27 protein-coding genes are annotated in these 24,863 nt (G+C 75.0%); 14 read left to right on the forward strand and 13 right to left on the reverse strand.

Annotation, left to right across the window (positions count from 1 at the left end):
* Positions 1-233 precede the first annotated feature (233 nt).
* The 10 genes from WIS52_RS17985 to WIS52_RS18030 all read right to left on the reverse strand — a co-directional run bounded on the left by WIS52_RS17985 (position 234) and on the right by WIS52_RS18030 (position 6,947).
* On the reverse strand, positions 234-1,889 hold the full coding sequence (locus WIS52_RS17985) for an alpha/beta hydrolase (RefSeq protein ID WP_349299433.1): 1,656 nt from the start codon (positions 1,887-1,889) through the stop codon (positions 234-236).
* A gap of 163 nt (positions 1,890-2,052) precedes the next feature.
* Positions 2,053-2,847, reverse strand: a complete 795-nt coding sequence (locus tag WIS52_RS17990) for an SDR family NAD(P)-dependent oxidoreductase (protein WP_349299434.1) — start codon at positions 2,845-2,847, stop codon at positions 2,053-2,055.
* A 71-nt stretch (positions 2,848-2,918) separates the two neighbouring features.
* Positions 2,919-3,644, reverse strand: coding sequence for an alkaline shock response membrane anchor protein AmaP (locus WIS52_RS17995; RefSeq protein WP_349299435.1), 726 nt, complete (start codon positions 3,642-3,644; stop codon positions 2,919-2,921).
* Position 3,645: 1 nt separating this feature from the next.
* Positions 3,646-4,188, reverse strand: coding sequence for a DUF6286 domain-containing protein (locus WIS52_RS18000; RefSeq protein ID WP_349299436.1), 543 nt, complete (start codon positions 4,186-4,188; stop codon positions 3,646-3,648).
* A 35-nt stretch (positions 4,189-4,223) separates the two neighbouring features.
* Positions 4,224-4,652, reverse strand: coding sequence for an Asp23/Gls24 family envelope stress response protein (locus tag WIS52_RS18005; protein WP_349299437.1), 429 nt, complete (start codon positions 4,650-4,652; stop codon positions 4,224-4,226).
* Positions 4,649-4,828, reverse strand: coding sequence for a hypothetical protein (locus tag WIS52_RS18010; protein WP_349299438.1), 180 nt, complete (start codon positions 4,826-4,828; stop codon positions 4,649-4,651). Before WIS52_RS18010 ends, WIS52_RS18005 begins: the two co-directional genes overlap by 4 nt.
* A gap of 18 nt (positions 4,829-4,846) precedes the next feature.
* Positions 4,847-5,245 (reverse strand): hypothetical protein, encoded by a 399-nt coding sequence (locus WIS52_RS18015; RefSeq protein WP_349299439.1) that lies wholly within the window; start codon positions 5,243-5,245, stop codon positions 4,847-4,849.
* Entirely contained in the window at positions 5,242-5,595 is a 354-nt protein-coding gene (locus tag WIS52_RS18020; protein ID WP_349299440.1) for a hypothetical protein, read from the reverse strand. Before WIS52_RS18020 ends, WIS52_RS18015 begins: the two co-directional genes overlap by 4 nt.
* Before the next feature lie 5 nt (positions 5,596-5,600).
* Positions 5,601-6,122: an Asp23/Gls24 family envelope stress response protein gene (locus tag WIS52_RS18025; protein WP_349299441.1), complete on the reverse strand. Its 522-nt coding sequence runs from the start codon at positions 6,120-6,122 to the stop codon at positions 5,601-5,603.
* Positions 6,123-6,224: 102 nt separating this feature from the next.
* Positions 6,225-6,947 (reverse strand): dihydrofolate reductase family protein, encoded by a 723-nt coding sequence (locus WIS52_RS18030; protein WP_349299442.1) that lies wholly within the window; start codon positions 6,945-6,947, stop codon positions 6,225-6,227.
* Between the two features lie 161 nt (positions 6,948-7,108).
* On the opposite strand from WIS52_RS18030, the gene WIS52_RS18035 reads away from it, so the two are divergent.
* From WIS52_RS18035 to WIS52_RS18065, 7 genes are all read left to right on the forward strand, one after another.
* Positions 7,109-8,161 (forward strand): FecCD family ABC transporter permease, encoded by a 1,053-nt coding sequence (locus WIS52_RS18035; RefSeq protein WP_349299443.1) that lies wholly within the window; start codon positions 7,109-7,111, stop codon positions 8,159-8,161.
* Between the two features lie 26 nt (positions 8,162-8,187).
* On the forward strand, positions 8,188-9,267 hold the full coding sequence (locus WIS52_RS18040; RefSeq protein ID WP_349299444.1) for a FecCD family ABC transporter permease: 1,080 nt from the start codon (positions 8,188-8,190) through the stop codon (positions 9,265-9,267).
* A complete protein-coding gene (locus WIS52_RS18045; protein WP_349299445.1) occupies positions 9,264-10,139 on the forward strand; it encodes an ABC transporter ATP-binding protein in 876 nt (291 codons plus the stop codon). The genes WIS52_RS18040 and WIS52_RS18045 overlap by 4 nt, the downstream gene beginning before the upstream one ends.
* 111 nt (positions 10,140-10,250) lie before the next feature.
* A complete protein-coding gene (locus WIS52_RS18050) occupies positions 10,251-11,645 on the forward strand; it encodes a GntP family permease (RefSeq protein ID WP_349299446.1) in 1,395 nt (464 codons plus the stop codon).
* Between the two features lie 24 nt (positions 11,646-11,669).
* Entirely contained in the window at positions 11,670-12,872 is a 1,203-nt protein-coding gene (locus WIS52_RS18055; protein WP_349299447.1) for a trans-sulfuration enzyme family protein, read from the forward strand.
* Between the two features lie 60 nt (positions 12,873-12,932).
* Positions 12,933-14,036 (forward strand): alpha/beta hydrolase, encoded by a 1,104-nt coding sequence (locus tag WIS52_RS18060; protein WP_349299448.1) that lies wholly within the window; start codon positions 12,933-12,935, stop codon positions 14,034-14,036.
* Positions 14,037-14,056: 20 nt separating this feature from the next.
* Positions 14,057-15,031, forward strand: a complete 975-nt coding sequence (locus WIS52_RS18065; RefSeq protein WP_349299449.1) for an aldo/keto reductase — start codon at positions 14,057-14,059, stop codon at positions 15,029-15,031.
* A gap of 3 nt (positions 15,032-15,034) precedes the next feature.
* On the opposite strand, the gene WIS52_RS18070 is transcribed toward WIS52_RS18065, so the two are convergent.
* On the reverse strand, positions 15,035-15,751 hold the full coding sequence (locus tag WIS52_RS18070; protein WP_349299450.1) for a dienelactone hydrolase family protein: 717 nt from the start codon (positions 15,749-15,751) through the stop codon (positions 15,035-15,037).
* A gap of 109 nt (positions 15,752-15,860) precedes the next feature.
* On the opposite strand from WIS52_RS18070, the gene WIS52_RS18075 reads away from it, so the two are divergent.
* Positions 15,861-17,228 carry an FAD-binding oxidoreductase gene (locus WIS52_RS18075; RefSeq protein ID WP_349299451.1) on the forward strand — a complete coding sequence of 456 codons (1,368 nt, stop codon included), beginning with the start codon at positions 15,861-15,863 and terminating at the stop codon, positions 17,226-17,228.
* A 45-nt stretch (positions 17,229-17,273) separates the two neighbouring features.
* Entirely contained in the window at positions 17,274-18,548 is a 1,275-nt protein-coding gene (locus WIS52_RS18080; protein WP_349299452.1) for a cyclopropane-fatty-acyl-phospholipid synthase family protein, read from the forward strand.
* Positions 18,549-18,556: 8 nt separating this feature from the next.
* Here the strand turns inward: WIS52_RS18080 and WIS52_RS18085 are convergent, their stop codons facing one another.
* Both WIS52_RS18085 and WIS52_RS18090 read right to left on the reverse strand, forming a co-directional pair.
* Entirely contained in the window at positions 18,557-19,429 is an 873-nt protein-coding gene (locus WIS52_RS18085; protein WP_379610343.1) for a fructosamine kinase family protein, read from the reverse strand.
* Positions 19,426-19,884: a low molecular weight protein-tyrosine-phosphatase gene (locus WIS52_RS18090; RefSeq protein WP_349299453.1), complete on the reverse strand. Its 459-nt coding sequence runs from the start codon at positions 19,882-19,884 to the stop codon at positions 19,426-19,428. Before WIS52_RS18090 ends, WIS52_RS18085 begins: the two co-directional genes overlap by 4 nt.
* Before the next feature lie 67 nt (positions 19,885-19,951).
* Between WIS52_RS18090 and cobC the strand changes: the two genes are divergently transcribed.
* From cobC to WIS52_RS18115, 5 genes are all read left to right on the forward strand, one after another.
* On the forward strand, positions 19,952-21,049 hold the full coding sequence (gene cobC, locus WIS52_RS18095; RefSeq protein ID WP_349299454.1) for an Rv2231c family pyridoxal phosphate-dependent protein CobC: 1,098 nt from the start codon (positions 19,952-19,954) through the stop codon (positions 21,047-21,049).
* Entirely contained in the window at positions 21,046-22,230 is a 1,185-nt protein-coding gene (locus WIS52_RS18100) for a Nif3-like dinuclear metal center hexameric protein (protein WP_349299455.1), read from the forward strand. The genes cobC and WIS52_RS18100 overlap by 4 nt, the downstream gene beginning before the upstream one ends.
* On the forward strand, positions 22,227-22,958 hold the full coding sequence (locus WIS52_RS18105) for a zinc ribbon domain-containing protein (RefSeq protein ID WP_349299456.1): 732 nt from the start codon (positions 22,227-22,229) through the stop codon (positions 22,956-22,958). Before WIS52_RS18100 ends, WIS52_RS18105 begins: the two co-directional genes overlap by 4 nt.
* Positions 22,955-24,172, forward strand: coding sequence for a bifunctional RNase H/acid phosphatase (locus WIS52_RS18110; RefSeq protein ID WP_349299457.1), 1,218 nt, complete (start codon positions 22,955-22,957; stop codon positions 24,170-24,172). Before WIS52_RS18105 ends, WIS52_RS18110 begins: the two co-directional genes overlap by 4 nt.
* A 278-nt stretch (positions 24,173-24,450) precedes the next feature.
* Positions 24,451-24,642, forward strand: a complete 192-nt coding sequence (locus WIS52_RS18115) for a hypothetical protein (protein WP_349299458.1) — start codon at positions 24,451-24,453, stop codon at positions 24,640-24,642.
* Positions 24,643-24,863: the final 221 nt, after the last annotated feature.

Here is a 24,863-nt window from a genome sequence, read left to right on the forward strand (position 1 = left end):
TCGCCGGGGAAGCCTAGCCGGAACCCGGGGGCTGGGTAAGTGACTCGTGCGCTTCCGTGACCAGCGGTGCCCGATTAGGGAAACGTTTCGGGTATCCGTTGCCGCAGGTGGAACGCGTGGCGTGCCGATGCCCGGCAACCCGTCCGGAAAATCGCGGATACGGAATCGTGACCTTCCGGGTCATCTTCGCCACGTGCGGAGAACACGGAGGGTAGGCCGAAGGGTGCAGCCCGTTACGGCGGGCAGACGACGGCCTCCGCCGGCGCGCGCCCGTCGACGAGCACGCGGTCGACGACCTCGGTGATGCACGGGGTGCGCGGGTAGGCCCCGGTCCCGGCGCCCTGCCAGCGCACGACGCGCCCGCTCCCGATCCGCTCGGCGGTCCGTTCGGCGCCGGTCTGCGGGGACCGCGGGTCGCCCGCGGTACCCAGGACCAGCACCGGTGGCGGGTTCTCGCCCTGCGGGCTCGCGGGTGGCTCCGGCCCGCCCGACGGCCACGGTCCGCAGGCGACGAGCTGCTGCGCGGCCGGCACCCCGAACAGCCCGAACCGGTCCGCCCACTGCCCGGCCAGGTCGGCGGCCTCGCCGGGGGAGACCCGGACACGGCTGTCGTTGCAGGTCGTGGCCAGGTCGGCGTCGAACCGGCCGCGGGGTCCCCCGAGCGGTGCCAGGATCCGGACGAGCCCGGCCGGGTCCCCGGCGTCGGCGGCGGCCAGCGCGGCCTCCAGCTCGGGCCACCGCTCGGGGCGGGACAGGGTGGCGCGCAGCGCCCGGAGCGTGGCGCCGGCGGTGACGGCGTCGCCGTCGCCGGTCGGGAGTGCGGTGACCTCGAGGCGGTCGACCAGCGCCCGCACGGTCGTCCGCGGGTCCGGCCCCAGCGCGCAGTCCGGACGGGCCGTGCAGGCGGTCGCGAACGCGTCGAAGGCGGCCTCGGCGGCGACCGTCGCGGCCTCGGTACGGGCGGGTTCGTCGAGCGTCGGGTCGTCCGGCCCGTCCAGCACGACCCGGCCGACGGAGTCCGGGTTGCGGGCGGCCCAGGCGGCGGCCGCGTCCGCGCCGTCGCCGATGCCGAGCAGGTTCAGCCGGGCGACCCCCAGCGCGCTGCGCAGCGACTCGACGTCGTCGGCGCCGGTCGTCGCCCGGAAGCTGGTCAGCGTGCCGGAGAGCATGAGGTAACAGTCCTGCACGATGGCCCGGGAGCGCTCCAGCAGCGCGGTCATCGCGGCCTCGTCGCTGCCGCCCGGGTCGGCGTCGAGCAGTGCGGCGCGGGCGTCGGCGGGAGCGCAGTCGAGCAGGTCCTCACCGGCGCCCCGGCGGTCCATGCCGATCACCTGGTAGCGCTCGAGGACGGCGTCGGGCAGCCGGGTGGCCAGCCCGGCCGCGGCCCGGGCGGAGCCGTCCGACCCCACGTCGCCCAGCACCACCAGCGCCGGCAGGTCGGCGGCGGCGCCGGGCGTGGTCACCCGGGTGAGGCCGAGCCGGGCCGGGCCGAGGGCGGGGCTGGAGCGGTCGGCGGGCACGGTCAGCCGGGCGCAGCCGACCTGGAGCTCCCGGCCCGCGGGTGCGGGCGTGCCGTCCGCGGCGAGCCCGTCGAGCACCTCGGTGGTGCAGTCGGTGAAGGCCGGGCCGCCGCGGACCGGCTCGGTGCGGGGCAGCGCGTCCGGATCGGCGGGCTGCTCGGTCGCGGTGGGCGGGGGAGAGGCGGGCAGCTGCTCGCCCCGCACGGCGACCGGGGGCCGCTGGGACGGGCCGACCGCGCACCCGGCCAGCAGCAGCGCGCACAGCGCCGCGGCCAGGACGGCGGCGAGCCGCCCGGTCGATACGGCGGCGAGCCGCCCGGTCGATACGGCGGCGAGCCGCCCGGTCGATACGGCGGCGCGCAGTGGCACTCCGCCACCGGTGTACCGACGCCGCACGTCGTCCCAGCCCCCTGCCGTCGTCGTCCGGTGCTCACCGGGCCCGGCCGTCGCCGGGCCCGGTGTACGGAGCCCGTTGCGCGGCAGTCTGCCCGCCGGCAGGTGAGGGCGCGGTGAGCGCCGACGGGGTGTCCCGCTACCGGGCGGACCAGCCGCCGTCCTGGGTCAGCGAGCCCCCGGTGATCGACGGCGACGCCGGTCCCCACAGGACGGCCGCGAGCTCCGCGGTCTCCGCCGGCTCGATCAGCCGCTTCACCGCCACCGGGGTGAGCATGATCTTCTCGACGACCTCGCTCTCGGAGATGCCGTGGGTCCGGGCCTGGTCGGCGATCTGCGCCTCGACCAGCGGGGTGCGCACGTAGGCCGGGTTGATGCAGTTGCTCGTGACGCCGTGCTCGGCACCCTCCAGCGCGGTGACCTTCGACAGGCCCTCCAGGCCGTGCTTGGCCGACACGTAGGCCGACTTGTACGGGCTGGCACGCAGGCCGTGCGCGCTGGAGATGTTGATCACCCGGCCCCAGCCGCGGGCGTACATGTGCGGCAGCGTCCGCCGGATCAGCCGGAACGGGGCCTCGAGCATGATGCGCAGGATCTGCGAGAAGGTGTCCGGGTCGAAGTCCTCGAGCCGCGAGACGTGCTGGCGGCCGGCGTTGTTGACCAGGACGTCCACGTCGGAGGGGAGCTCGTCGACGGCGTCGAGGTCGGACAGGTCGCAGGTGAGCGGCGTGACCAGGTCGCTCTCGGCGGCGAGCGGCGTGAGCTTCTCCGGGTCGATGTCCACCACGTACACCGCGGCGCCGTCGGCGACCAGGCGGCGGGCCACGGCCGCCCCGATACCGCTGCCCGCACCGGTCACCAGGGCCTTCCGGCCGTCCAGCGGAGCCTTCCGTCCGTCCAGTGGGGCCTGCTTGCCGTCCGACGCTGCACTCATGGAGCCGACCGTACGGCGCCCGGTGGACCCGGACTTCTGTGAGCCGGGTCACCGGGCGCCGTGGAGGTCGGTCAGGCGACGCGCGGTGCGCGGTCCCGCCGGACGGAGTCCAGTTCCAGCCGCACGGCGACGGCCAGGTCCGGGAGCCCGAGCGAGTCCCGCACCTGCGCGAGGACCTCGGCGTCGAGCCGGCGGCAGGTCTCGGCGACGGTGGTGTCGGCGGCGTCCTCGTCGATCCAGACGGTCGCGCGCACGGCCGGGGCCGCGTTGCTGCCGACCATCCGCGCGCGGGCCCGGGTGACGCCGGGCAGGCCCTCGGCGCCGTCGGCGACGGCCTCGGCCGCGGCGCCGGCGTCGATCCGGATCCGGGTCCCGGCCCCGTCGTCGAGGACGACGTCGGGGCGCGGCTCCGGCCGCACGGCCCGCACCGCGAAGACCAGGCCGAGCACGAACAGCAGCACCCCGGCGACGATCGCGACGATCCGCGCCGGCGTGTCCTGTGCGGTCAGGAACTGGGCGATCAGCGGGTCGAACAGCGGGCGCAGTGGACGGTTCTCCCCGAAGACGCCGTTCACCAGCAGGACGGTCAGTACCCCGGCGGCCAGCAGCACCGCGCCGAGCAGCACGAGCCCGGTGCGGGCGCCGCGCGCGGACCGGTGCCGGGCCCGGCGGGCGATCTTCGCGGCCCGCCGGGAGCCGGTGGGTGCGGTGGACCCGGCCGGCGGCGGAGGTCCACCCCCGGTGTCCACCTCCACGGTGCGCGCGGCGTCGTCGCTGCGGGTGTCCGGTGTGGCCATCTCAGTGCACTCCCTGGCGCGAGGTCGGCTGGTCGGGCGCGGTGCGGACGGTGAGCCGCGGACGGCGGGCCAGGGGCAGCGCGTCGAGCACGCCGGAGGCCGCGGTGCGGACCTCGGCGTCGATGTCGCCGCGGCCGCGGGCTCGCACGACCACCGAGCGGGACGACGCGGTGACGGTCGCCGCGGTGACCGGATCGGCGGCCCGGACCCGGCTGCCGACCAGCCGGGCGAGCACCCGCGGGGCGGTGGCCACGGTCATCCCGGGCGACGGCGAGGTCAGCGGGACGTCGTGCCGGCGGGCGAGCAGCCCGATCACCAGCAGTAGCGCACCGGCCACGATGGCCGCCACGGCCGTCCACAGCACCACGGGTGAGGTCCACAGGGTGGTCTCGAGGCTGGTCCGCCAGTCCCGCCAGGGGACCAGCAGCCCGGCGCCGGACCCCCAGCCGGCCCAGACCGCGACGACCTCGACGACGAGCAGCGCGCCGAGCGCGGCCACGGCCAGGCTGACCAGCGGCGCGAGGACGCGGAGCAGGACACGCATGCGTTCTCCTTCTACGGGGCCCGGGCTAGGACGGGCTAGGACACCCGGGCGGTGCTCGCGGCGTGCGCCCGGTCGGACTGCCGGGCCGACTGCAGGGCGTCGACCTCCACGCTGAACTCGCGGATCCGGTACCCGGTCATCCGCCACAGGTCGCCGGCGACCCGCTCGCGGATGTCGGCGACGGCCGCCCGGACCGGTCCCGGGTAGGCGAGCGTGATCCGGAGCCGGACGTCGACGTCGGCGTCGGACCGCGGCGTCACCCGGGCCCGGGGCCCGGAGTCACCGACCCCGACCCCGGCGACGGAGCGGACCCGGTGCCGGGCCGCGGACGCGCCGTTCGCGGCGAACTCGACGATCTTGCGGAGGACCGCGGTGTCGATGTCGAGCGCGCCCCGGTCACCCGGATCGGCCGGCCGGGTCCCGGTGACCGCGGCCGTGTCCGTCCCGGGCGCGGGTGCGTTCACCGGTCCCGTCCGCGGCCCACCAGGCCGCCGACGTCGATCTTCCCGTCGAGCACCAGGCCGAGCCCGAGCCCGACGATGCCGAGCACGAGGGCGATGACGAACTGGCTGAATCCACCGGTGGCGCCGGCGATCCCCAGCAGGAGACCCGCCAGCAGGCCGGTCTGGGTGGCGTTCATGAGGTTCCTCTCGAAAGGTCAGGAGTCGCGGTCGTGACCCGGGCCGCGGCCGTCGAACCAGCCGGGCCGGTCCACCCGCGGGTGGGTGCGCTTGCGGACGGTGCGGATGAGCGCCACCAGCACCCGGGTGGGCAACGGCAGGTCGGGCACGATCTCGACCGGACGGTCGTAGCGGTCCCCGGCCGGCTGCCGGTCGGCCCGGCTGCCGGACGCGCCGTCGGCCGCACCGCCGGGGGGCTGCCCGGCGGCCAGCGCCCGGTACCGGGCGAGTCCGGCCCGGAACACCTCCGGGTCGCCGCCGCGGTCCGGATGGTGGGTGCGGACGAACGCCCGGTAGGCGGCGCGTTGTTCGGGTGTGAGTCCGCCGCCCGGAGCGCCGTCCCGTCCGTCCACCCGTACCTCCGTCTGCGCGGTCATGCGTGACCTGCGCCGGGAAGGCCCGGAACCTCGACGTCCGAGACCGTGACGTCGATCGGGGCGCCCGCGACGAGCGGTGCGACCGTGCGGCGCAGTGCGGCGACGGTAGCCGGGATCGGCCGGTCGAGGGTCAGCACCACGCCGATCTCCACCGGCTCGCCGGCCCCGCCGACGTGCACGCCGACCAGCCGCCGCCCGGACAGCCAGGTGGCGACGGTCCCGAACGTGCCCCCGTCGAGCCGGGCGACCGACGGGTGCGCGACGACCGCGTCGGCGACCAGCTCGGCCAGCACGGCCGGGTCCGGCGCCGGGGTGCCCGCCGCCCGGTCGACCGGCGCGGGGTCGATCACGGGCGTCACTCCACGACGCGGCCGGTCGGAGCCGGCGGCTGGACCTGCTCGGTCCCGTCGGGTCCGCCGTCCTCCGACGGGACGTAGATGTCGTTGACCGAGATGTTGACCTCGATGACCTCGAGCCCGGTCATCCGCTCGACGGCGCCGATCACGTTGCGGCGCACCGCCCTTGCCAGATCGGCGATGGCGACGCCGTACTCGACGACGATGTCCAGGTCGACCGCGGCCTGCTTCTCGCCGACCTCGACGGCCACGCCGGCGACGTTCGAGGCCCCGGTGGACCCGCCGCCGGGGATCCGCTCGCGCAGCGCGCCGAACGCGCGGGAGGCGCCGGTGCCCATCGAGTGCACGCCGGACACCTCGCGGGCGGCGATCCCGGCGATCTTCTGCACCACCGAGGCGGCGATGGACGTCTTGCCCTGGCCGGTGCCGTCGTCCAGTCGCGTCGCCGGTGCGGCGGCCGCGGCCGGCGTCGAGGCGGGCGTCTTCGGGGTGGTCCCGGAGGTCGGGCTGGTGGAGGTCATGCTGCACTCCTCTCGCGGACGGGGCCGCCGGCTGCGGCCGGCCCCGATCTCGGTCGGCTGTCGTGCGTGTGATGCCCCGCGGTGCCCGGTCCTCACGCCAGTTCACCCGTTCGGTGGATGCGCACGCCTCGTGTAGTGCAGCAACAGCGTGCCGTCGGCGGCGGCGGCGTGTCCGGCCAGGCGCAGGGCTCGCGGCGGGACGGCGGCGACCGGGCCGGTCGCGATCCGCCCGGCCGGGCCGCCGAGCAGCACCGGCACCAGGGTCAGGCGCAGCTCGTCGACCGCGTCCGCGTCGATCAGCGCCCCGAGCAGGGTCGGGCCGCCCTCGCAGAGCACCGCGGCGTGCCCGCGCCGGGCGAGCTCGGCCAGCAGCGTGCCCGGCTCCAGGTCCGGCAGGACGGCGACGTCCGCGCCCGCCGCGGCCAGCGCGTCCCGCCGACCGGCCGGGGCGGCGGCCGTGGTGAGCACGATCGGCGCGGTCAGGGTGTCGGTGAACAGGACCGCGCCCGGGTCGAGATCGGCCGAGCCGGTGACGACGGCGACCGGCGGCGGTGGTCCGGGGGCCGGTTCGTCCGGTAAGGGCCGGCGGCGGCGCACGCCGCGGTAGTCCTCGGCGCGCGCGGTGCCCGCGCCGACCAGGACGACGTCGGTGGCCCGCCGCAGCCGCCGGAACAGCTCGCGGTCGGCGGGGGTGCTCAGCCCCCGTGAGGTGCCCGGCCCCGGCGCGGTGCCCGGAGCGGCGACCGCGCCGTCCAGGGACGCGACCATGATCGCGGTGACCCGCGGGCGGGGCGGGTGCGGCGGCGGTGGTGGCTCGGTGTGCACGGCGTGAGCATGACGGGATCCGTGACGTGATCGGCGTCCCGGGACGGGGTGTTCTGCCCAAGGGCAGCCTCACTTATGGTGAGCAGACCTTTCGATGAGCGGGTGACCACGAGGCGGGGGACCGCAGTTCAGATGACCGCAGTTCAGATGAGCACAGTCAGGTGAATGCGATCGGCGTCCGGCCCCGCCGGCCCGCCCCGGCGCGGGCGAAGGCGACGCTCCGCCGTCGCCGGTTGCTCGGGCTCGCCGGGCTGGCCGGTGCGCTGGCCCTCGCGGTGCTGGCCAGCATCGCGATCGGTACCAAGGTCATCCCGGTGCACGAGGTCGTCTCGGCTCTCGTGGCGCCGACCGGCACCGAGAACGACATCGTCATCCGGTCGCTGCGGATCCCGCGCACCGTGCTCGGCGTGCTCGTCGGGATCGCGCTCGGGCTGGCCGGGGCCCTGGTGCAGGGGTTCACCCGCAACCCGCTCGGTGACCCCGGCCTGCTGGGGGTGAACGCCGGGGCGGCGTTCTTCGTCGTCGTGGGCATCTACCTGTTCGGCGTCACCTCGCTGTTCGGCTACGTCTGGTTCGCCTTCGCCGGCGCGCTGGTCGCGAGCGTGGTGGTGTTCGCGATCGGCACCCGGGCACCCGGCGGCGCGACGCCGGTGTCGCTGGCACTCGCGGGCGCGGCGGTGAGCTTCCTGCTGGCCGCGCTCACGTCGTCGATCGTGTTGATGGACGAGACCAGCCTGGACGCCTACCGGTTCTGGAACGTCGGCTCGCTGGCCGGCCGGGACGCGGCCGTCGGCGGGCAGGTGATGTGGTTCATCGTCGCCGGGATCGTGCTCGCGCTGGCCAGCGCGCCGGCGCTGAACGCGCTCTCGCTCGGCGACGACGTCGCGACGTCCCTCGGGCACTCGGTGCGCCGCACCCGGGTGGTCGGCGTCGTCGCGATCACGTTGCTGGCCGGGTCGGCGACCGCGGCCTGCGGGCCGATCGTGTTCCTCGGCCTGATCGTGCCGCACGTGGTGCGCGCCTTCACCGGACCCGACCACCGGTGGCTGCTGCCCGCGTCCGCGCTGGCCGGGGCCGTGTTGTTGCTGCTGGCCGACGTCGTGGGCCGGGTGGTCGCCCGGCCCGGGGAGCTGCAGGTGGGCATCGTGGTCGCGCTGATCGGCGGACCGTTCTTCATCGCGCTCGTGCGGCGCCGGAAGCTGGGGTCGGTGTGAGCGCCGCCCCGCCCCGGGAGGTCGCCGTGGCGCCCCCGGAGCCGCCGGCGGTGGCCGGACGGCGCCCGCTGCGCACGGGCCCGTTCTCCGCCGTGCTCCGCACCCGCCCGCTGGTGGTGCTGCTGATCTGCGCGCTCGTCCTGCTCCTGGCGGCGGCGGCGAACATGGGGCGCGGCGACTACCCGATCGCGATCACCGACGTGCTCGCCACCCTGTTCGGCGGCGGCGACGCCGGCCAGCAGCTGGTGGTCCTGGAGCTGCGGCTGCCGCGCACCCTGGTCGGCGCGCTGGTCGGCGGTGCGCTCGCGGTGTCCGGGGCGATCCTGCAGTCCGTCGCCCGCAACCCGCTGGCCAGCCCGGACATCATCGGTGTGCAGTGGGGTGCCAGTGCCGCGGCGGTGTTCGTCATCGTCCTCGGCGGCGGCATGGCCGGGGTCGGTGGCCTGTTCGCCTCGCTCGGGATCCCGCTGGCCGCGCTGGCCGGTGGCCTGGTCAGCTCCACGCTGGTCTACGTGCTGGCCTGGCGCCGCGGGATCCAGGGCTACCGGCTGGTGCTGATCGGCATCGGTGTCCAGGCGGTGCTCGTCGCGGCCGTGCAGTGGCTGCTGACCGTCGCGCAGATCTACCAGGCCGCGCAGGCCCAGGTCTGGCTCACCGGCAGCCTCAACGCGCGCAGCTGGGACCAGGTGATCCCGCTGTCGATCGCGATGGCGGTGCTGGTGCCCGCCGCGCTGATCCTCGCCCACCTGCTCGGCGGGCTCCGGTTCGACGACGACACCGCCCGCGGGCTGGGCATCCGGGTCGACGGGGCGCGGACCGCGCTGCTCATCGTCTCGGTCGGCCTGGCCTCGGCCGCCACCGCCGCCGCGGGGCCGATCGCCTTCGTCGCCCTCGTCGTCCCGCAGATCGCCCGCCGGATCTGCCGGGTCGGCAGCCCGCCGATGGCCGTCTCGCTGGTGCTCGGCGCCGCGCTGACCGTGCTGGCCGACCTGATCGCGCGCACCGTGCTCCCGATCGAGCTGCCGGTCGGGATCGTCACCGCCGTGCTCGGCGCGCCCTACCTGCTGTTCCTGCTCGCCCGCGCCCGTCAGGAGGCCCGCTCATGAGTACGCACCTCGAGGAGAGGATCACCACGCAGGGCACGCCCGTGCAGCCCGGCGTGGTCCGGCTGCGGGCCGAGGAGCTGAGCCTCGGGTACGGCGACCGCACCGTCGTCGACTCGCTGGACCTGGAGGTCCTGCCCGGCGCGGTGACGACGGTGATCGGCCCGAACGGCTGCGGCAAGTCCACCGTGCTGCGCGCGCTCGGGCGGCTGCTGCCGGCGCGGACCGGGCAGGTGCTGCTCGACGGCAAGCGGATCGACAAGACCCCGACCAAGGAGATCGCCCGGGTCCTGGGCCTGCTGCCGCAGTCCCCGCTGGCGCCCGAGGGGCTGACCGTCGGCGACCTCGTCGCGCGCGGGCGGCACCCGCACCAGGCCTGGTACCGGCAGTGGTCGGCCGACGACGAGCGCGCCGTCGCCGACGCGCTGGGCTGGACCGGCATCGCGGAGCTGGCCGACCGGCCGGTGGACGAGCTGTCCGGCGGGCAGCGGCAGCGGGCGTGGATCTCCATGGCGCTGGCCCAGGAGACCGACCTGCTGCTGCTCGACGAGCCCACCACGTTCCTCGACCTCGCCCACCAGGTCGACGTCCTGGAGCTGGTGCGCCGGCTGCAGTCCGAGGCCGGCCGGACCGTCGTCATGGTCCTGCACGACCTGAACCTGGCCGCCCGCTACGCCGACCGGCTCGTCGCCATGAAGGACGGCCGGATCGTCGCCGCCGGGAAGCCGGCCGACGTGGTGACCGAGGAGCTGCTGGCCGACGTGTTCGGGCTGCGCGCCCGGGTGCTGCCGGACCCGGTGACCGGGACCCCGCTCGTCGTCCCGGCGGCGGGACCGTCGCTGCACGCACCGGAACCGGTCGCGGACCAGCAGTGACGTGATGCCGGTCGCGCACCCCGGGGCGTCGCGCAACGATCACACAAGGTAGACAAATCCCCCTGAATCGAACCGGTCGAATGCGGCCGGACGGGCGACAAAGGGGTACGTGTGGACGAGTGGAACCAGACGCTGGGGGCAGGGCCGCTGCTCGGCATCGCGGCGGCGGCGATCGCGCTGATCCTGCTGCTGATCATCCGGTTCCGGGTGCACGCGTTCCTCACCCTGATCCTCGTCTCGCTGCTGACGGTCCTGGCGACCGGTGTCCCGCTCGGTGAGGTCGTCGACGTCCTGACCGACTCGTTCGGGAGCACGCTGGGCACGGTCGCCCTGCTCATCGCGCTCGGCGCGATGCTCGGCAAGCTGATCGAGCACTCCGGCGGCGCGAAGGTGCTCGCCGAGTCGCTGGTCGACGCGGTCGGGGAGAAGCGCGCGGTCCTCGGGCTGTCGTTCGCGTCCCTGCTGATCGGGTTCCCGATCTTCTTCGACGCCGGCCTCGTGCTGATGCTGCCGATCATCTTCGCGGTCGCGCGGCGGGTCGACGGCGGGACCAACGTGCTGCTCTACGGCATCCCCGCGGCCGCTGCGTTCTCGGTGATGCACGTGTTCCTGCCGCCGCACCCCGGCCCGGTCGCCGCGACCGACCTGTTCGACGCGAACCTCGGCCTGGTGCTGCTGATCGGCCTGGTCATCGTGCTGCCGCTGTGGTGGGTCGCCGGGTACCTGTGGGGCACCTGGATCGGCCGCCGCATCGTGCACCCGGTGCCCGCCCTGTTCGGCACCGTCGACGACGACCAGCCGGCCGAGCCGCCGCGGCTGGCCACGGTGATCGGGCTGCTCGCGCTGCCGGTCGTGCTCATCCTCGGCAACACCGGTCTCGACGCCCTCGCACAGGTCGGCGCCGTCGACGCCGACGCGGGCTGGGTGCAGTTCCTGGCGATCCTCGGCTCGTCCGGGGTCGCCCTGCTGATCGCGGTGTTCGTCGCGATGATCGTCCTCGGCCGCCGTCGCGGCGAGGAGGGCACCGCGATGGAGAAGCTGCTGGACTCCTCGCTCGGACCGATCTCGTCGGTCATCCTGATCACCGGTGCCGGCGGGATGTTCGGCGGGGTGCTGCGTGCCTCCGGGATCGGCGACGCGCTGGCCGGCGCGCTGGAGGCCGTCGGGCTCCCGGTCGTCCTCGCCGCCTGGCTGATCGCGGTGCTCCTGCGCCTCGCGCAGGGCTCGGCGACCGTCGCGCTGGTCACCTCGGCCGGGCTGGTCGCGCCGGCGGTGCTCGAGGGCGGGTTCAACCCGGTCCAGATCGCCTGCATCGTGCTCGCGACCGCCGCCGGGTCGGTCTTCGCCAGCCACGTCAACGACTCCGGCTTCTGGCTGGTCGGGCGGCTGATGGGGCTGGACGTGAAGACCACGCTCAAGACCTGGACCGTGCAGCAGACCATCCAGTCGGTCGCCGGGTTCCTGGCGGTCCTGCCGATCTTCCTGATCGCGGGCGCGTTCGCCTGATCCCGAGCTTGGCAGGATGGCCGCATGAGCAGCGACCGTCCGCCGTACCTCGCGACCCGCGCGGTGCACGCCGGGAACGACGTCGACCCCGGGACCGGCGCGATCCGCCGCCCGATCGTCGCCGCGAACTCCTACGCGCTGCCCGACGACCCGTCCGAACTGGACTGGTCCGGGACGTCGACCCGGCTCTACACCCGCAACGGCGGGGCGAACCAGGGCTGGCTGGAGGACAAGCTCACCGCACTGGAGGACCCGTCGGGGGTGACGCCCGGCGGGTGCACGGCGGTCGCGCTGGCGTCCGGGGTGGCGGCGCTGCACGCGGTGTTCTTCACCTTCCTGCGCTCCGGCGAGCACGTGGTGAGCTCGGACGTCACCTACGTCGCCACCCACCGGCTGCTCACCGAGCTGCTGCCGGACCGCTACGGGATCACCGCGACGCTGGTCGACTCGTCCGACCCGGCGGCGGTGCGGGCGGCGATCCGGCCGGAGACCCGGCTGGTGCACGTCGAGACCCCCGCCAACCCGACGACCCGGATCACCGACGTCGACGCCGTCGCCGCGATCGCGCACGACGCCGGGGCGCTCTGCTCGGTGGACGCCACGTTCGCCACGCCGGTGCTGCAGCGGCCGCTCGAGCGCGGCGCGGACCTCGTCGTGCACTCGCTGACCAAGTACGTCAACGGCCACGGCGACGCGATGGGCGGGGCCGTGCTGGGCCGCCGCGAGCTGGTCGAGGAGATCCGGGCCGACGCGATGGTCGACGCCGGCGGGGTGATCAGCCCGTTCAACGCCTGGCTGATCTCCCGCGGCGCGGTGACCCTGCCGATGCGGATGCGGGCGCACTGCGACAACGCGCTGGCCGTCGCCCGGTTCCTGGACGCCCACCCGCGGGTGGCCTGGGTCGCCTACCCGGGCCTGCCCTCGCACCCGCAGCACGAGCTCGCCGCCCGGACCCTGGACGGCGGGTTCGGCGGGATGCTCGCCTTCGCCGTGGACGGACCGCCGTCGGCACAGAACCGGTTCGTCGCGAACCTGCGGGTGTTCACCTCGGCCGTCTCGCTCGGCCACGACGAGTCGCTGATCGTGCACGTGGGAGCCGGGAGCGAGGGCCGGGCGGCGCACTTCCCGCCGGAGTTCCGCCGCGACGGGCACCTGCGGTGCAGCGTCGGGATCGAGGATCCGCGCGACCTGGTCGCCGACCTGGAACAGGCGCTGGCACGCCTGTGAGTACTTTTCGTGGTCCCGACCACGAAAAGTACTCACAGGCTACGAAGTAGCCTGGGCGTCGTGAACCCGCTCGACGCCGCCGCCAACATCTGGGACCGGGTCGTCGTCGGGCACCTGGCCGATCTCGAGCGGATGCCGCGCGACGCCGTCGTCGGCTCGCCGGCGGGCATCCTCTACCGCTACCGGCCGCTGTCCGGGATCGACCCGCTCGACGAGCCGCCGGTGCTGCTGGTCCCGCCGCTGGGCGCCCCCGACTTCGCCTACGACCTGCGCCGGGGCTGCTCCCTGGTGGAGCACCTGCTGCGCCGGGGCCGCACCGTCTACCTGATCGACTACGGCCCGATGTCGTTCGCCGACCGCAGCCTCGGAATCGAGCACTGGGTTCTGGAAGACGGCGTGGACGGCCTGCTGCCCCGCACGATCCGCGAGGTCGCCGACTCGGAGGGATCCGACGTGCACCTGGTGGCGTGGTCGCTCGGCGGCGTCTTCGCGCTGCTCACCGTGGCCGCGGCCGTGCAGGCGCGCCGCCCGCTGCCGGTGGCCGGCGTCGCCGCGATCGGTACGCCGGTCGACATCTCCCGGGTTCCGCTGGTGGCGCCGCTGCGCCCGCTGGCCGAGGTCGCCGGCGGCCGGATGATCTCCACGATCTACCGGGGCATCGGCAGCGTCCCGGCGCCGATGGTGAGCTGGGCGTTCCACCTGTCCGCGGTCGACCGCCTGGTCACCCGCCCACTGGCGATCGCCTCCCGGATCGACGACCGGGACTGCCTGGCCCAGATCGAGGCCGTCGACCACCTGATGAACAACATGCGCGGCTACCCGGGCCGGGTGTTCGGACAGATCTTCCACCTGATGCTGCGCAACAACGACCTCGCCTCGGGCGGGCTGCGGCTGGCCGGGCGGGACGTCGAGCTGGCCGACGTCGACGTGCCGGTGCTGGTCGTCGCCGGACGCGACGACGTGATCGCCCCGCTCAAGGCGGTGCGCAGCGTGGTGCCGTTGCTGACCGGCAGCCCGGACGTGCGGTTCGCGACGGCCCCGGGCGGGCACCTCGGCGTCCTCACCGGTCGCCGGGCCCGGCACACCACCTGGCCCGAGCTCGACCGCGCCCTCGTCCGCTGGGACGCCGGCGCCGCGACCGGAACGCCCGCCGCCGGCGCCTGAGGAGGAGGACGATCGGGCGGATGCGGTACCTGGAACGGCTCGGCAGCATCCCGGCCCCCTGGTCGGTGATCGGCCTGGGCACCTGGCAGTTCGGCTCGGCCGAGTGGGGCTACGGCGCCGGCTTCGCGCCGGAGGCGGCCCGGATCGTGGCCCGCGCCCGCGAGCTCGGCGTGACGGTGTTCGACACCGCCGAGATGTACGGGTTCGGGCGCAGCGAACGGATCCTGGGCGACGCGCTGCGGGCGTCCGGCGGGACCGACGACGTGGTCCTGGCGACGAAGTTCTTCCCCGTCCTGCCGCTCGCCCCGGTGCTGCAGCAGCGCGCGGTCGCCTCCGCCGCCCGGCTCGGCGTGTCCACGATGGATCTCTACCAGGTGCACAAGCCGCACCCGGTGCTCGGCGACGGCCCGGCGATGCGCGGGATGGCCGCACTGCGCCGGATCGGGCTGGTCCGCGAGGCCGGCGTCTCGGCGTACTCGCTGCAGCGCTGGCGCGCCGCCGACGCCGCGCTCGGCGCACCGGTGCTGTCGAACCAGGTGGAGTTCAGCCTGCTGCGCCGCGAACCCGCCGCCGACCTCGTCCCGCACGCCTCGGCCGGGAAGCGGGTGATCATGGCCTACAGCCCGCTCGCGCAGGGACTGCTCACCGGCCGCTACGACGAGTCCCACCGGCCGTCGAACCGGGTGCGGCGCAACTCCGCCTGGCTGCCGGACAACCTGCGCGCGCTGCGCCCGCTGCTCGACACCCTGCGCGACGTCGGGTCGGCGCACGACGCGTCGCCCGCGCAGGTCGCGCTGGCCTGGGTGGTGCACCACCCGCAGACGGTCGCGATCCCCGGTGCGTCGAGTGTGGACCAGCTGGAGTCCAATGTGGCCGCTGCGGAGATCGTGCTCAGCGACGGCGAGTACGCCGGGCTGACCGCGGCCGCCGAGGCCGTGCACCGGGTCGTCGGGCCCCGCGCCTACCCGGCGCTGGCGCGGGACCTGCTGACCTGACAGCTACGTGACGCGTTCGCGCAGGAACGACGTCGCCCGGTCCCAGGCGATGCCGGCCTGCTCGGCGTCGTAGGTGCCCATGTGGTTCTCGTCGTTGAAGAAGGCGTGACCCGCCGGATACTGGTGGATCTCCGGCGCCCGGCCGGACTCGCGTTCGATCCGCTGTGCGAGTTGCTCCACCGAGGCCGGGTCGGCCATCTCGTCGTCGCGCCCGAAGTGGCCCTGCACCGCGGCCGTCAGCTGCCCGAAGCTGGGGTAGTCCTCGGAGAGGACCCCGTAGAACGGCACCGCGGCGGAGACCTTGTCCGGCTGCTGCGCGGCCAGGACCAGCACGAACCCGCCGCCCATGCAGAAGCCGATCGCGCCGACGGTCTCCGAGGTGACGGCCTCGTGCTCGAGCAGGTACTGCACCGCGCCACCGAGGTCGGTGGCGGCCTGCTGCACCGGCAGCTCGGCCATCAGCGACCCGGCCTCGTCCGAGTCGTGCGTCGTGCGCCCGCCGTAGAGGTCCGGGGCGAGCGCGACGAAGCCCTCCGCCGCCAGCCGGTTCGTCACGTCGACGATGTGGTCGGTCAACCCCCACCACTCCTGGATGACGACCACGCCCGGCCCCGAACCGGACTCGGGCACCGCGAGATAGCCGTGGGCCGTGCCGCCGTGGCTGGCGAAGGTCACGTTCTGCGCCGGATTGTCAGTGCTGTGTCCGATGTGTTCCGTCACGGGCGAGATGACAACACGGTCACCCGGGCCGCGCGCGCCGAAAGATCGTTGCATCGTGTGACGGAGAAAACGGCAGCCCCACAAACGATAGAGGGCTATCTTCGCTGTCATGGTGGCTTCCGCCGGTCCTGGAGCCCGTGTCGCCCACGACGCGGCGGTGGACGGGCTGCGCCGCGCCCGTACCGCGTCCGGACAGGTCCAGCTGGGGAAGCCGTCGTCCAATCTGTTCCGGTTCACCGACCGCGACACCGGCCGCGCGGCGACCCGGTTGGACACCTCGGCACTGGACGGCGTACTGGCGGTCGACCCGGTCGCCCGGACCGCGGAGGTCCAGGGCATGGCCACCTACGAGACGGTCGTCGACGCCACCCTGGCCCACGGGCTGATGCCGCTGGTCGTCCCGCAGCTCAAGACGATCACCCTCGGGGGCGCGGTCACCGGGCTCGGCGTGGAGGCGACGTCGTTCCGGGACGGCCTGCCGCACGAGTCGGTGCTGGAGATGGACGTGCTCACCCCCGCCGGGGAGCTGCTGCACGTCACCCCGGACGGCGAGCACGCCGACCTGTTCGCGGCGTTCCCGAACTCCTACGGCACGCTCGGCTACGCGGTCCGTCTCGTCGTCGAGCTGGCCCCGGTCCGGCCGTTCGTGAAGCTCACCCACCACCGGTACGGCTCGGCCGCCCGCGCCGCGACGGCGATCGAGGACCTGGCCGGCAGCGGTACCGACTTCCTCGACGGGGTCGTGTTCTCCCCCGGGGAGCAGTACCTGACGACGGGGGAGTTCGTCGACACCCCGATGCCCGGCGCGCGGATCTCCGACTACACCGGACAGGAGGTCTTCTACCGCTCGCTGCGCCGGCGCCCGGTCGACCACCTGAGCGTCCGCGACTTCCTGTGGCGCTGGGATCCGGACTGGTTCTGGTGCTCGCGCGCCTTCGGTGTCCAGCAGCCCCTGGTCCGCCGGTTCTGGCCCCGCCGCTACCGGCGCTCGGACGTCTACCGCCGGCTGGTCGCGCTGGACCAGCGTGTCGGCGCCTCCAACCGGGTCCGCACCGCGCTCGGCGGGACACCCGAGGAGATGGTGGTGCAGGACGTCGAGATCCCGGTCGAGCGGTTGCCCGCGTTCCTGGAGTTCTTCCACGCCGAGGTGGGTATCGCACCGGTGTGGCTGTGCCCGCTGCGGCTGCGCGGCGAGCGGACGTGGCCGCTGTACCCGATGGAACCCGGCCGGCTCTACGTCAACGTCGGGTTCTGGTCGTCGGTGCCGGAGCGGCCGGGGGACCGGTGGGCACACAACCGGCTGATCGAGGAACAGGTGGCCGCGCTGGGCGGCCACAAGTCGCTGTACTCGACCGTGCACTACGGCGAGGACGAGTTCTGGGCGCACTACAACGGGGAGGCGTACCAGGCGGTGAAGCAGCGGTACGACCCGGACGGGCGGGCGCCCGACCTGTACCGCAAGGTGACCGGCCGCTGAGGCGGCCCGCTGTATCGATGTAGCTCTGTCGATGGGGGTTCGGCGATGACGGGAGTGCTGGAACGAGAGACGACGACCGAGCCGGTCGCCGGAATACTGAACCGGGTCCTGGGCTCGTCCCGGGACCTGCGGATCGAGGCGTTCGACGGGTCGGCGGCCGGCCCGTCCGACGCGCCGGTCACGCTGCGGGTGAACTCCCCGCGGGCGCTGGGGAGGCTGGTGAGTGCGCCCGGGTCGCTCGGGCTCGCGCGGGCCTACGTGACCGAGGAGATCGACGTCGACGGCGACCTGTACACCGGGCTGCGCGCGATGTCCGAGGTCACGCTGCACTCGATCCCGCGCCGCGACCAGCTGTGGCTGGCCCGGCGGCTGCTGCCCTACTGGCGTGAGCACCGGATGCCGCCGCCGGACCTCGAGGCGCGGCCGCGGGGGCTGCTGCACTCGAAGCGGCGGGACTCGCAGGCGATCTCGCACCACTACGACGTGTCGAACCGCTTCTACGAGTTCGTCCTCGGCGAGTCGATGACCTACACCTGCGCCGCCTACCCGGACGCCGGCGCCTCGCTGGAGACCGCGCAGGCGACCAAGTACGAGCTGGTGGCGGCCAAGCTGGACCTGGAACCGGGGATGACGCTGCTCGACGTCGGCTGCGGCTGGGGCGGCATGGTCCGGCACGCCGCCGCCGAGCACGGCGTCCGCGCGCTGGGCGTGACGCTGTCCCGCGCGCAGGCCGAGTGGGCGCAGGACCGGATCGAGCGCGACGGCCTCGGGCACCTGGCGGAGGTCCGGCACCTGGACTACCGCGACGTGCCGGACGGCGGCTACGACGCGGTCTCCTCGATCGGGCTGACCGAGCACATCGGCAAGGCGAACATCGGGTCCTACTTCCGCGCGATGCACGCCAAGCTGCGGCCGGGCGGGCGGATGCTCAACCACTGCATCACCCAGCCGCACCGCCCCGACCACCGCAACACCGACCCGTTCATCCACCGCTACGTCTTCCCGGACGGCGAGCTGGAGCCGGTCGCGGTGGTGGTGGACGCGATGAACGAGGCGGGCTTCGAGATCCGGCACTCGGAGAACCTGCGCGAGCACTACGCGCTCACGCTGCGGGACTGGGGCGCGAACCTGGAACGGAACTGGACCGACGCCGTCGCCGAGGTCGGCCTCGGACGGGCTCGGGTCTGGCGGCTCTACATGGCCGCGTGCCGGCTCGGGTTCGAGCTGAACAACATCCAGCTCCAGCAGGTGCTCGGGGTCAAGCTGCACGACGACCGCTCGTCGGACTTCCCGCTGCGGGGCGCCCACGGCGCCTACTGAACTCCGGCTCAGCGGTACCGGCGCGCCGCGGCGACCGCCTGCGCGCCGTAGCCCCCGCCGAACAGCACGGTGTGCACCAGCAGCGGGAACAGCTGGTGCAACGCGACGCGGCCCCGCCAGCCGTCGGCGAGCGGGGCGGCCTCGTCGTAGGCGGCGAGCAGGGTGTCGAGGTGCGGCAGGCCGAACAGCGCGAGCATCGCCAGGTCGGACTCGCGGTGCCCGCCGTGCGCGGCCGGGTCGATGAGCCAGGCCTCGGTGTCGCGTCCGGGGGAGCCCACGGGAGACGACCACAGCACGTTGCCCGACCACAGGTCGCCGTGCAGCCGGGCCGGCGGCTCGTCCGGCCCGGCGAGGCCGCCGATCCGGTCGCAGACCCGCTCGATCACGGCGGCCCCGCCGGGGTCGAGGTCGCCGCGGTCCCGGGCGGTCCGCAGGTAGGGCAGCACCCGGTCCGCGGCGAACCAGTCGCCCCACGGGCCCGGGTGCGGACGGTTGCGCATGCCGGTGTGCCCGATCCAGGCCTCGGCCGGGCCGCCGGGCGGCGGGCAGCCGAACGCCTCGGCCCCGGCGGCGTGCAGCGCGGCCAGCCGGCGTCCCAGCTCGGTCGCGGCGGTGGGGGACGGGCGTCCCGGCGGGACGAGCGCGGTGACCAGCAGGTCGTCGTCGGCGCCGAGGACGTCGGGGACCGGCGGGCCGCCGCCGGCGTGGGCCTCGGCGAGCCAGCGCAGCCCGGCCGCCTCCGCCGGGATCGACCCGGGATCTCCGCCGCCGTCCTTCACGACGACGGTCACACCGCCGTCCAGCTCGAACAGACCACCCGGCCGGGCGACGGTGGCGCGGCCGGTCAGCCGCTCGACGTCGGCCGCGGCCGCGGGTCTCACGCGTGCTGCTCGATGTGTGTCACCAGGCCCGGCAGCGCGGCGGCGATCATCTCGTAGACCTCGGCGAAGCCGTCGGGGCCGCCGTAGTAGGGGTCCGGGACCTCCGCGCCGTCGGCCGCGGCGGGGTCGAACGAGCGCAGCAGCCGGACCCGCTTCGGGTCGGGCACCGAGCCCTCCAGCGACCGCAGGTGCCCGGCGTCCAGGGCGATCAGCAGGTCGGCGGCGAGGGTCTCGGAGTCGACCTGGCGGGCGTCGTGCGCGGTGTCGTAGCCGTGCTCGGCCAGGATCCCGGCGGCGCGGTCGTCCATCGGCTGGCCGACGTGCCAGTGCCCGGTGCCCGCGCTGGTGACCCGGACGCGGTCGGACAGCCCGATCGCCTGGACCTCGGCGGCGAGCATCTTCTCGGCGATCGGGGACCGGCAGATGTTGCCGGTGCACACGAACACGACGTTCACGGTCTTCCTCCCGGGGGAGCTCGGGCTCGGACGTCGACGCTGACAGTGGGCATCATAGGGTGTCCGGATGCCGTCCGATCATGCTGAGCCGGGCGCCGGTCCCGACGGCCCGGGTGGATACGACCTGCGCCATCACGGCGACGCCGAGGCCGGCGACGGTCTCGTCGACTTCGCCGTCAACGTGGTCGGCGACGGACCGCCGTCGTGGCTGCGCGAGCGCCTCGTCGCCACCCTCGACGGGCTGGGTCGCTACCCGCGGGCCGACCACGACCGGCGGGCCCGCGAGACCGTCGCCGCCCGGCACGGCCGCGCGCCCGGACAGGTGCTGCCGCTGGCCGGGAGCGCCGAGGGCTTCGCGCTGCTCCCGGGCCTGCGGCCGCGCCGCGCCGCCGTCGTCCATCCGGGGTTCACCGAGCCCGAGGCGGCGCTGCGCGGAGCCGGTGTGGACGTCGTCCGGGTACCGACCGCCGCCGCCGACGGGCACCTCCTCGACCCCGCCGCCGTCCCCGCCGAGGCCGACCTGGTCGTCGTCGGGAACCCGACGAACCCCACCGGGGTGCTGCACCCGGCGGACTCGGTCCGCGCGCTCGCCCGCCCGGGCCGGGTACTGCTGGTCGACGAGGCCTTCGCCGACGCGATCCCCGGCGAGCCGGAGTCGCTCGCCGGGGACGCGGACCTGCCCGGGCTGCTGGTGTTCCGGTCGCTGACCAAGACCTGGGCGCTGGCCGGGCTCCGCGCCGGCTACGCGCTCGGCGACCCGGCCCTGCTGGCACGCCTCGCCGCGCCGCGCCCGCCGTGGCCGGTGTCCACCCCGGCGCTGGAGGCGCTGATCGCCTGCTGCGAGCCGGACGCGCTGTCGGCGGCCGACCAGCGGGCCCGCGAGCTGGCCGCGCACCGGGTGTCGCAGGCCGCCGCCCTGCGCCGGATCGAAGGCGTCGCCGTGCAGCCCGGCCTGGCCCCCTACCTGCTGCTGCACCTGCCCGACGGCACCGGCCCCGAGGTGCGACGGCGGCTGCGCGAGAACGGGATCGCGGTCCGCCGCGGGGACACGTTCCCCGGCCTGGGGCCGGACCACGTCCGGGTCGCGGTGCGCCCGCCGGAGACTGCGCGCCGCCTGGTCGAGGAGCTCGAACGGGTCCTGCGGACGCTGGCGGTGCCGGCATGACGACTCTCTCCGATGTCATCGAGGCGCTCGAGGCCGCCTACCCGCCCGAGCTGGCGATGGATTGGGACGCCGTCGGGCTGGTCTGCGGCGACCCGTCCGAGCCGGTGTCGCGGGTGCTGTTCGCCGTCGACCCGACCCCGGACACCGTCGACGAGGCGATCACCGGCGGGGCGCAGCTGCTGGTCACCCACCACCCGCTGCTGCTGCGCGGGGTGCACGGCGTCGGCACCGACACCCCGAAGGGGGCGATGCTGCACAAGCTGATCCGGGCCGGGGTCGGGTTGTTCACCGCGCACACCAACGCCGACGTCGCCGACCCGGGGGTCTCCGACGCGCTGGCCGGCGCGCTCGGCCTGACCGTCGAGGGGCCGCTGGAACCGCTGGGGACCCCGCCCGCCGAGGCCCTGGACAAGATCGTCACCTTCGTGCCCGTCGGGCCGGCCATCGCGGCCGTGCACGACGCTCTCGCCGGGGCCGGCGCCGGCCGGTTCGGCAACTACTCGCACTGCTCGTTCGCCACCGCCGGGACCGGCCAGTTCCTCCCGCTCGACGGCGCGGTCCCGGCGATCGGCCGGGTCGGGAAGCTGGAGCGGGTGGCCGAGACCCGGCTGGAGATGGTGCTGCCGCGGTCGCGCCGGCGTGCCGTCGTCGCCGCGCTGCGCGCCGCGCACCCGTACGAGGAACCGGCGTTCGACCTGGTCGAGATGGCACCGCTGCCCACGGCCCGCGGTCTCGGCCGGGTCGGGTCGCTGGCGTCGCCGGAGCCGTTCTCGGCGTTCACCGAGCGCGTCGCGGCCGCGTTGCCGGACACGGCGTGGGGTGTGCGCGGGGCGGGCGACCCGGACCGGGAGATCCGGCGGGTCGCCGTGTGCGGGGGAGCGGGCGACTCGGCGCTCGGCACCGCGGCGAAGGCCGGGGTCGACGCGTTCGTCACCGCCGACCTGCGCCACCACCCGGCGTCGGAGCACGAGCTGGCCGGGGCCGGGCCGCACGGCCCGGCACCGGCACTGGTCGACGTCGCGCACTGGGCCTCGGAGTGGCCGTGGTGCGCGCAGGCGGCGGACGTGGTCCGCTCGGCCCTCGGCGGTAGCGTCGGGACGACCGTGTCCCGGCGGCGCACCGACCCCTGGACGACCGCGGCGCGGTCGTCCGCAGAACCGAACCCGGAGGCGAGTCCATGAAGGCCGATCCCGCCGCACAGAAGACAGTGCTGACGCTGGCCGAGGTGGACGCCGAGATCGGCCGGCTCGACCACCAGCGCCGCACGCTGGCCGAGCTCCGCGAGCTCACCGAGGCCGAGCAGGTCGCGCGCGACGCGCGCGACGCCGTCGTCCGCGCCGAGACCCGCGCCGCGGACCTGGACCGCGACATCGCCCGGATCGAGCGCGACGTCGACGGCGTCCGGGCCCGCACCCAGCGGGACGAGCAGCTGCTCGCCGGCTCGGGCATCGGCGCGAAGCAGGCGACCGAGCTGCAGAGCGAGCTCGAGACCCTGGCCCGCCGCCGGGGGGTGCTGGAGGACGAGCAGCTCGGGATCATGGAGGAGCGCGAGGCGGTCGGCATCGAGCTCGACCACGCCCGCACCGAGCTGACGAAGGCCGACGCCGCCGTCACCGACGTCACCGGGCGCAAGGACACCGCCGAAGCCGACCTGGACGCGTCGCGGGCCGGGCGGGACCGGGCCCGCGCCGAGCTGGTCAGCACGCTCGGGACCGCGGCCGACCTGCTCGCCGACTACGAGCGGATCCGTGCGAAGGGCCGGGTCGGGGCGGGCGCGCTGCGCGAGTCGCGCTGCGGCGCGTGCCGTCTCGAGCTGGACCGCACCTTCCTGTCCCAGGTGCGCGGCCGGGCCGCGGACGAGGTCGTGCACTGCGAGGAGTGCGGCGCGATCCTGGTGCGTGTCGCGTGAGGCTCGTCGTCGAGGCCGACGGCGGGTCGCGCGGCAACCCCGGGCCCGCCGGGTACGGCGCGGCGGTGCTGGACGCCGCCGGGCGGCAGGTGCTGGCCGAGGTCTACGACGGTCTCGGCACCACCACCAACAACGTCGCCGAGTACCGGGGCCTGCTGGCCGGGCTCGCCGCGGCGCTGGAGCTGGGCGCGACCGAGGTCGAGGTCCGGATGGACTCCAAGCTGGTCGTCGAGCAGATGTCGGGCCGGTGGAAGATCAAGCACGCCGCGCTGCGGGAGATCGCCGACGACGCCCGCGCGCTGGCCGGGCGGCTCGACGCCGTCTCCTACACCTGGATCCCGCGCGCCGAGAACTCCCGGGCCGACAAGCTGGCGAACAAGGCGATGGACGGCGAGTCGAGCCCGGGACTGGACCCGTCGCTGGCCGCCGGGCCGGCGACGAAGCCCGCGCCGTCCACCGCGGCGGTGCCCGACGACGACTTCGCCGCGGAGCTCGCCGATGCGGACTCCGCCGCCCGCTCCGCCGGAGCCGGGGCGGCCGCCGCGGACTCGGCCGCCGTCGCCGCCGCCTGGACCGGGCAGGTCGGGACGCCGGTGCGGATGATCCTGCTGCGGCACGGCCAGACCGAGCTGTCGGTGGAGCGCCGGTACTCCGGGCACGGCGACCCGGAGCTGACCGAGCTCGGCCAGGAGCAGGCCGTCGCCGCCGCCCGTGCGCTGGCCGCCCGGCTGGCGCGCGACGGCGTGCGGCCCGCCGCGGTGCTGTCGTCGCCGCTGCGCCGGGCCCGCCAGACCGCGGCCGCCGTCGCCGAGACGACCGGTGCCGATCTCGAGGTCCGCGACGCGCTGGTCGAGACCGACTTCGGTGGCTGGGAGGGACTGACCTTCGCCGAGGCCCGCGAGCGCGACCCGGAGCTGCACGGACGCTGGCTCTCCTCGCCCGACGTGGAGCCGCCCGGTGGCGAGAGCTTCACCGCGGTGGGGGAACGGGTCGGCGCCGAGCGACGCCGGATCGTCGAGCAGTACGGCGGCGAGACGGTGATCGTGGTCAGCCACGTGACGCCGATCAAGATGCTGCTGCGCGAGGCGCTCGACGCCGGTGACGGCGTGCTCTACCGGATGCACCTCGATCTCGCATGCACCAGCGTCGTCGACTTCTACCCCGACGGCGGTGCCTCGGTCCGGCTGGTCAACGACACGTCCTATCTGGACTGATCGCGGCGCCCCGGGCGGGCGCGGCCGTGTCCGGTCCGGCCGGGGCGCGGACGGGTGGGCACGGTGCGTCACCGGCGGGTGGCTTGATCGATCCGGTCGTCCCCCGAACGGGCAGTGTTCGGCTGCCGAGCGTCCATCATCCTTGCCCTGCACCGTCACCCGGGCGAAGATTCGCGCACACCGTACGGGTCGGTCGCCCTACAGAGGGTGATGATCTGCCGGTGTGGCGGTGTCACGGTGTGGCGGCGTCTCGGTGTCGCGGGGAACGGGAGACGACGATGTCGGTGCGGCCTACTGGGACGGGGTCCCATGAACACGACTACGGCTACGACCTGGCCCACGAGATGAAGGTGATCGCGCGGCTGCCGCAGCAGCGCCGCGGGTCCGCCCGTCCGATCACGTACTCGGCCGTCCCGCGCGAGCTGGACCCCGACACCGATCTCGGGCACGACATGGCCCACGAGATCTGACCCGATCCGACGTCCCTCCCCACCGGCCCCGCGCAGAGTCCCACCGCGCGGGGCCGGCGCCTTGCCGCGCCGCGGCCGTCGAGGGGCCTGGTGTGCCCCTCGACGCCTCGATCGGGGCCCACGTGCGTTCCGCGGAACGCGGTGTGGACATCGTCCACCGGGTGAGCGGCTCCCGGAGCGTGCGGCGGGACGTCGTGCGGACGGGCCGGAGCCCCGGGAGG

This window comes from Pseudonocardia nematodicida (assembly GCF_040105385.1).
In the GTDB taxonomy this organism is placed as follows: Bacteria; Actinomycetota; Actinomycetes; order Mycobacteriales; family Pseudonocardiaceae; genus Pseudonocardia; species Pseudonocardia nematodicida.

Coding starts and splice junctions, on each gene's coding strand:
- WIS52_RS17990 (WP_349299434.1), bottom strand. CDS start 2,847: ATGAGTGCAGCGTCGGACGGCAAGCAGGCCCCACTGGACGGACGGAAG.
- WIS52_RS17995 (WP_349299435.1), bottom strand. CDS start 3,644: ATGGCCACACCGGACACCCGCAGCGACGACGCCGCGCGCACCGTGGAG.
- WIS52_RS18000 (WP_349299436.1), bottom strand. CDS start 4,188: ATGCGTGTCCTGCTCCGCGTCCTCGCGCCGCTGGTCAGCCTGGCCGTG.
- WIS52_RS18010 (WP_349299438.1), bottom strand. CDS start 4,828: ATGAACGCCACCCAGACCGGCCTGCTGGCGGGTCTCCTGCTGGGGATC.
- WIS52_RS18015 (WP_349299439.1), bottom strand. CDS start 5,245: ATGACCGCGCAGACGGAGGTACGGGTGGACGGACGGGACGGCGCTCCG.
- WIS52_RS18025 (WP_349299441.1), bottom strand. CDS start 6,122: ATGACCTCCACCAGCCCGACCTCCGGGACCACCCCGAAGACGCCCGCC.
- WIS52_RS18045 (WP_349299445.1), top strand. CDS start 9,264: ATGAGTACGCACCTCGAGGAGAGGATCACCACGCAGGGCACGCCCGTG.
- WIS52_RS18055 (WP_349299447.1), top strand. CDS start 11,670: ATGAGCAGCGACCGTCCGCCGTACCTCGCGACCCGCGCGGTGCACGCC.
- WIS52_RS18065 (WP_349299449.1), top strand. CDS start 14,057: ATGCGGTACCTGGAACGGCTCGGCAGCATCCCGGCCCCCTGGTCGGTG.
- WIS52_RS18075 (WP_349299451.1), top strand. CDS start 15,861: ATGGTGGCTTCCGCCGGTCCTGGAGCCCGTGTCGCCCACGACGCGGCG.
- WIS52_RS18080 (WP_349299452.1), top strand. CDS start 17,274: ATGACGGGAGTGCTGGAACGAGAGACGACGACCGAGCCGGTCGCCGGA.
- cobC (WP_349299454.1), top strand. CDS start 19,952: ATGCCGTCCGATCATGCTGAGCCGGGCGCCGGTCCCGACGGCCCGGGT.
- WIS52_RS18100 (WP_349299455.1), top strand. CDS start 21,046: ATGACGACTCTCTCCGATGTCATCGAGGCGCTCGAGGCCGCCTACCCG.
- WIS52_RS18105 (WP_349299456.1), top strand. CDS start 22,227: ATGAAGGCCGATCCCGCCGCACAGAAGACAGTGCTGACGCTGGCCGAG.
- WIS52_RS18115 (WP_349299458.1), top strand. CDS start 24,451: ATGTCGGTGCGGCCTACTGGGACGGGGTCCCATGAACACGACTACGGC.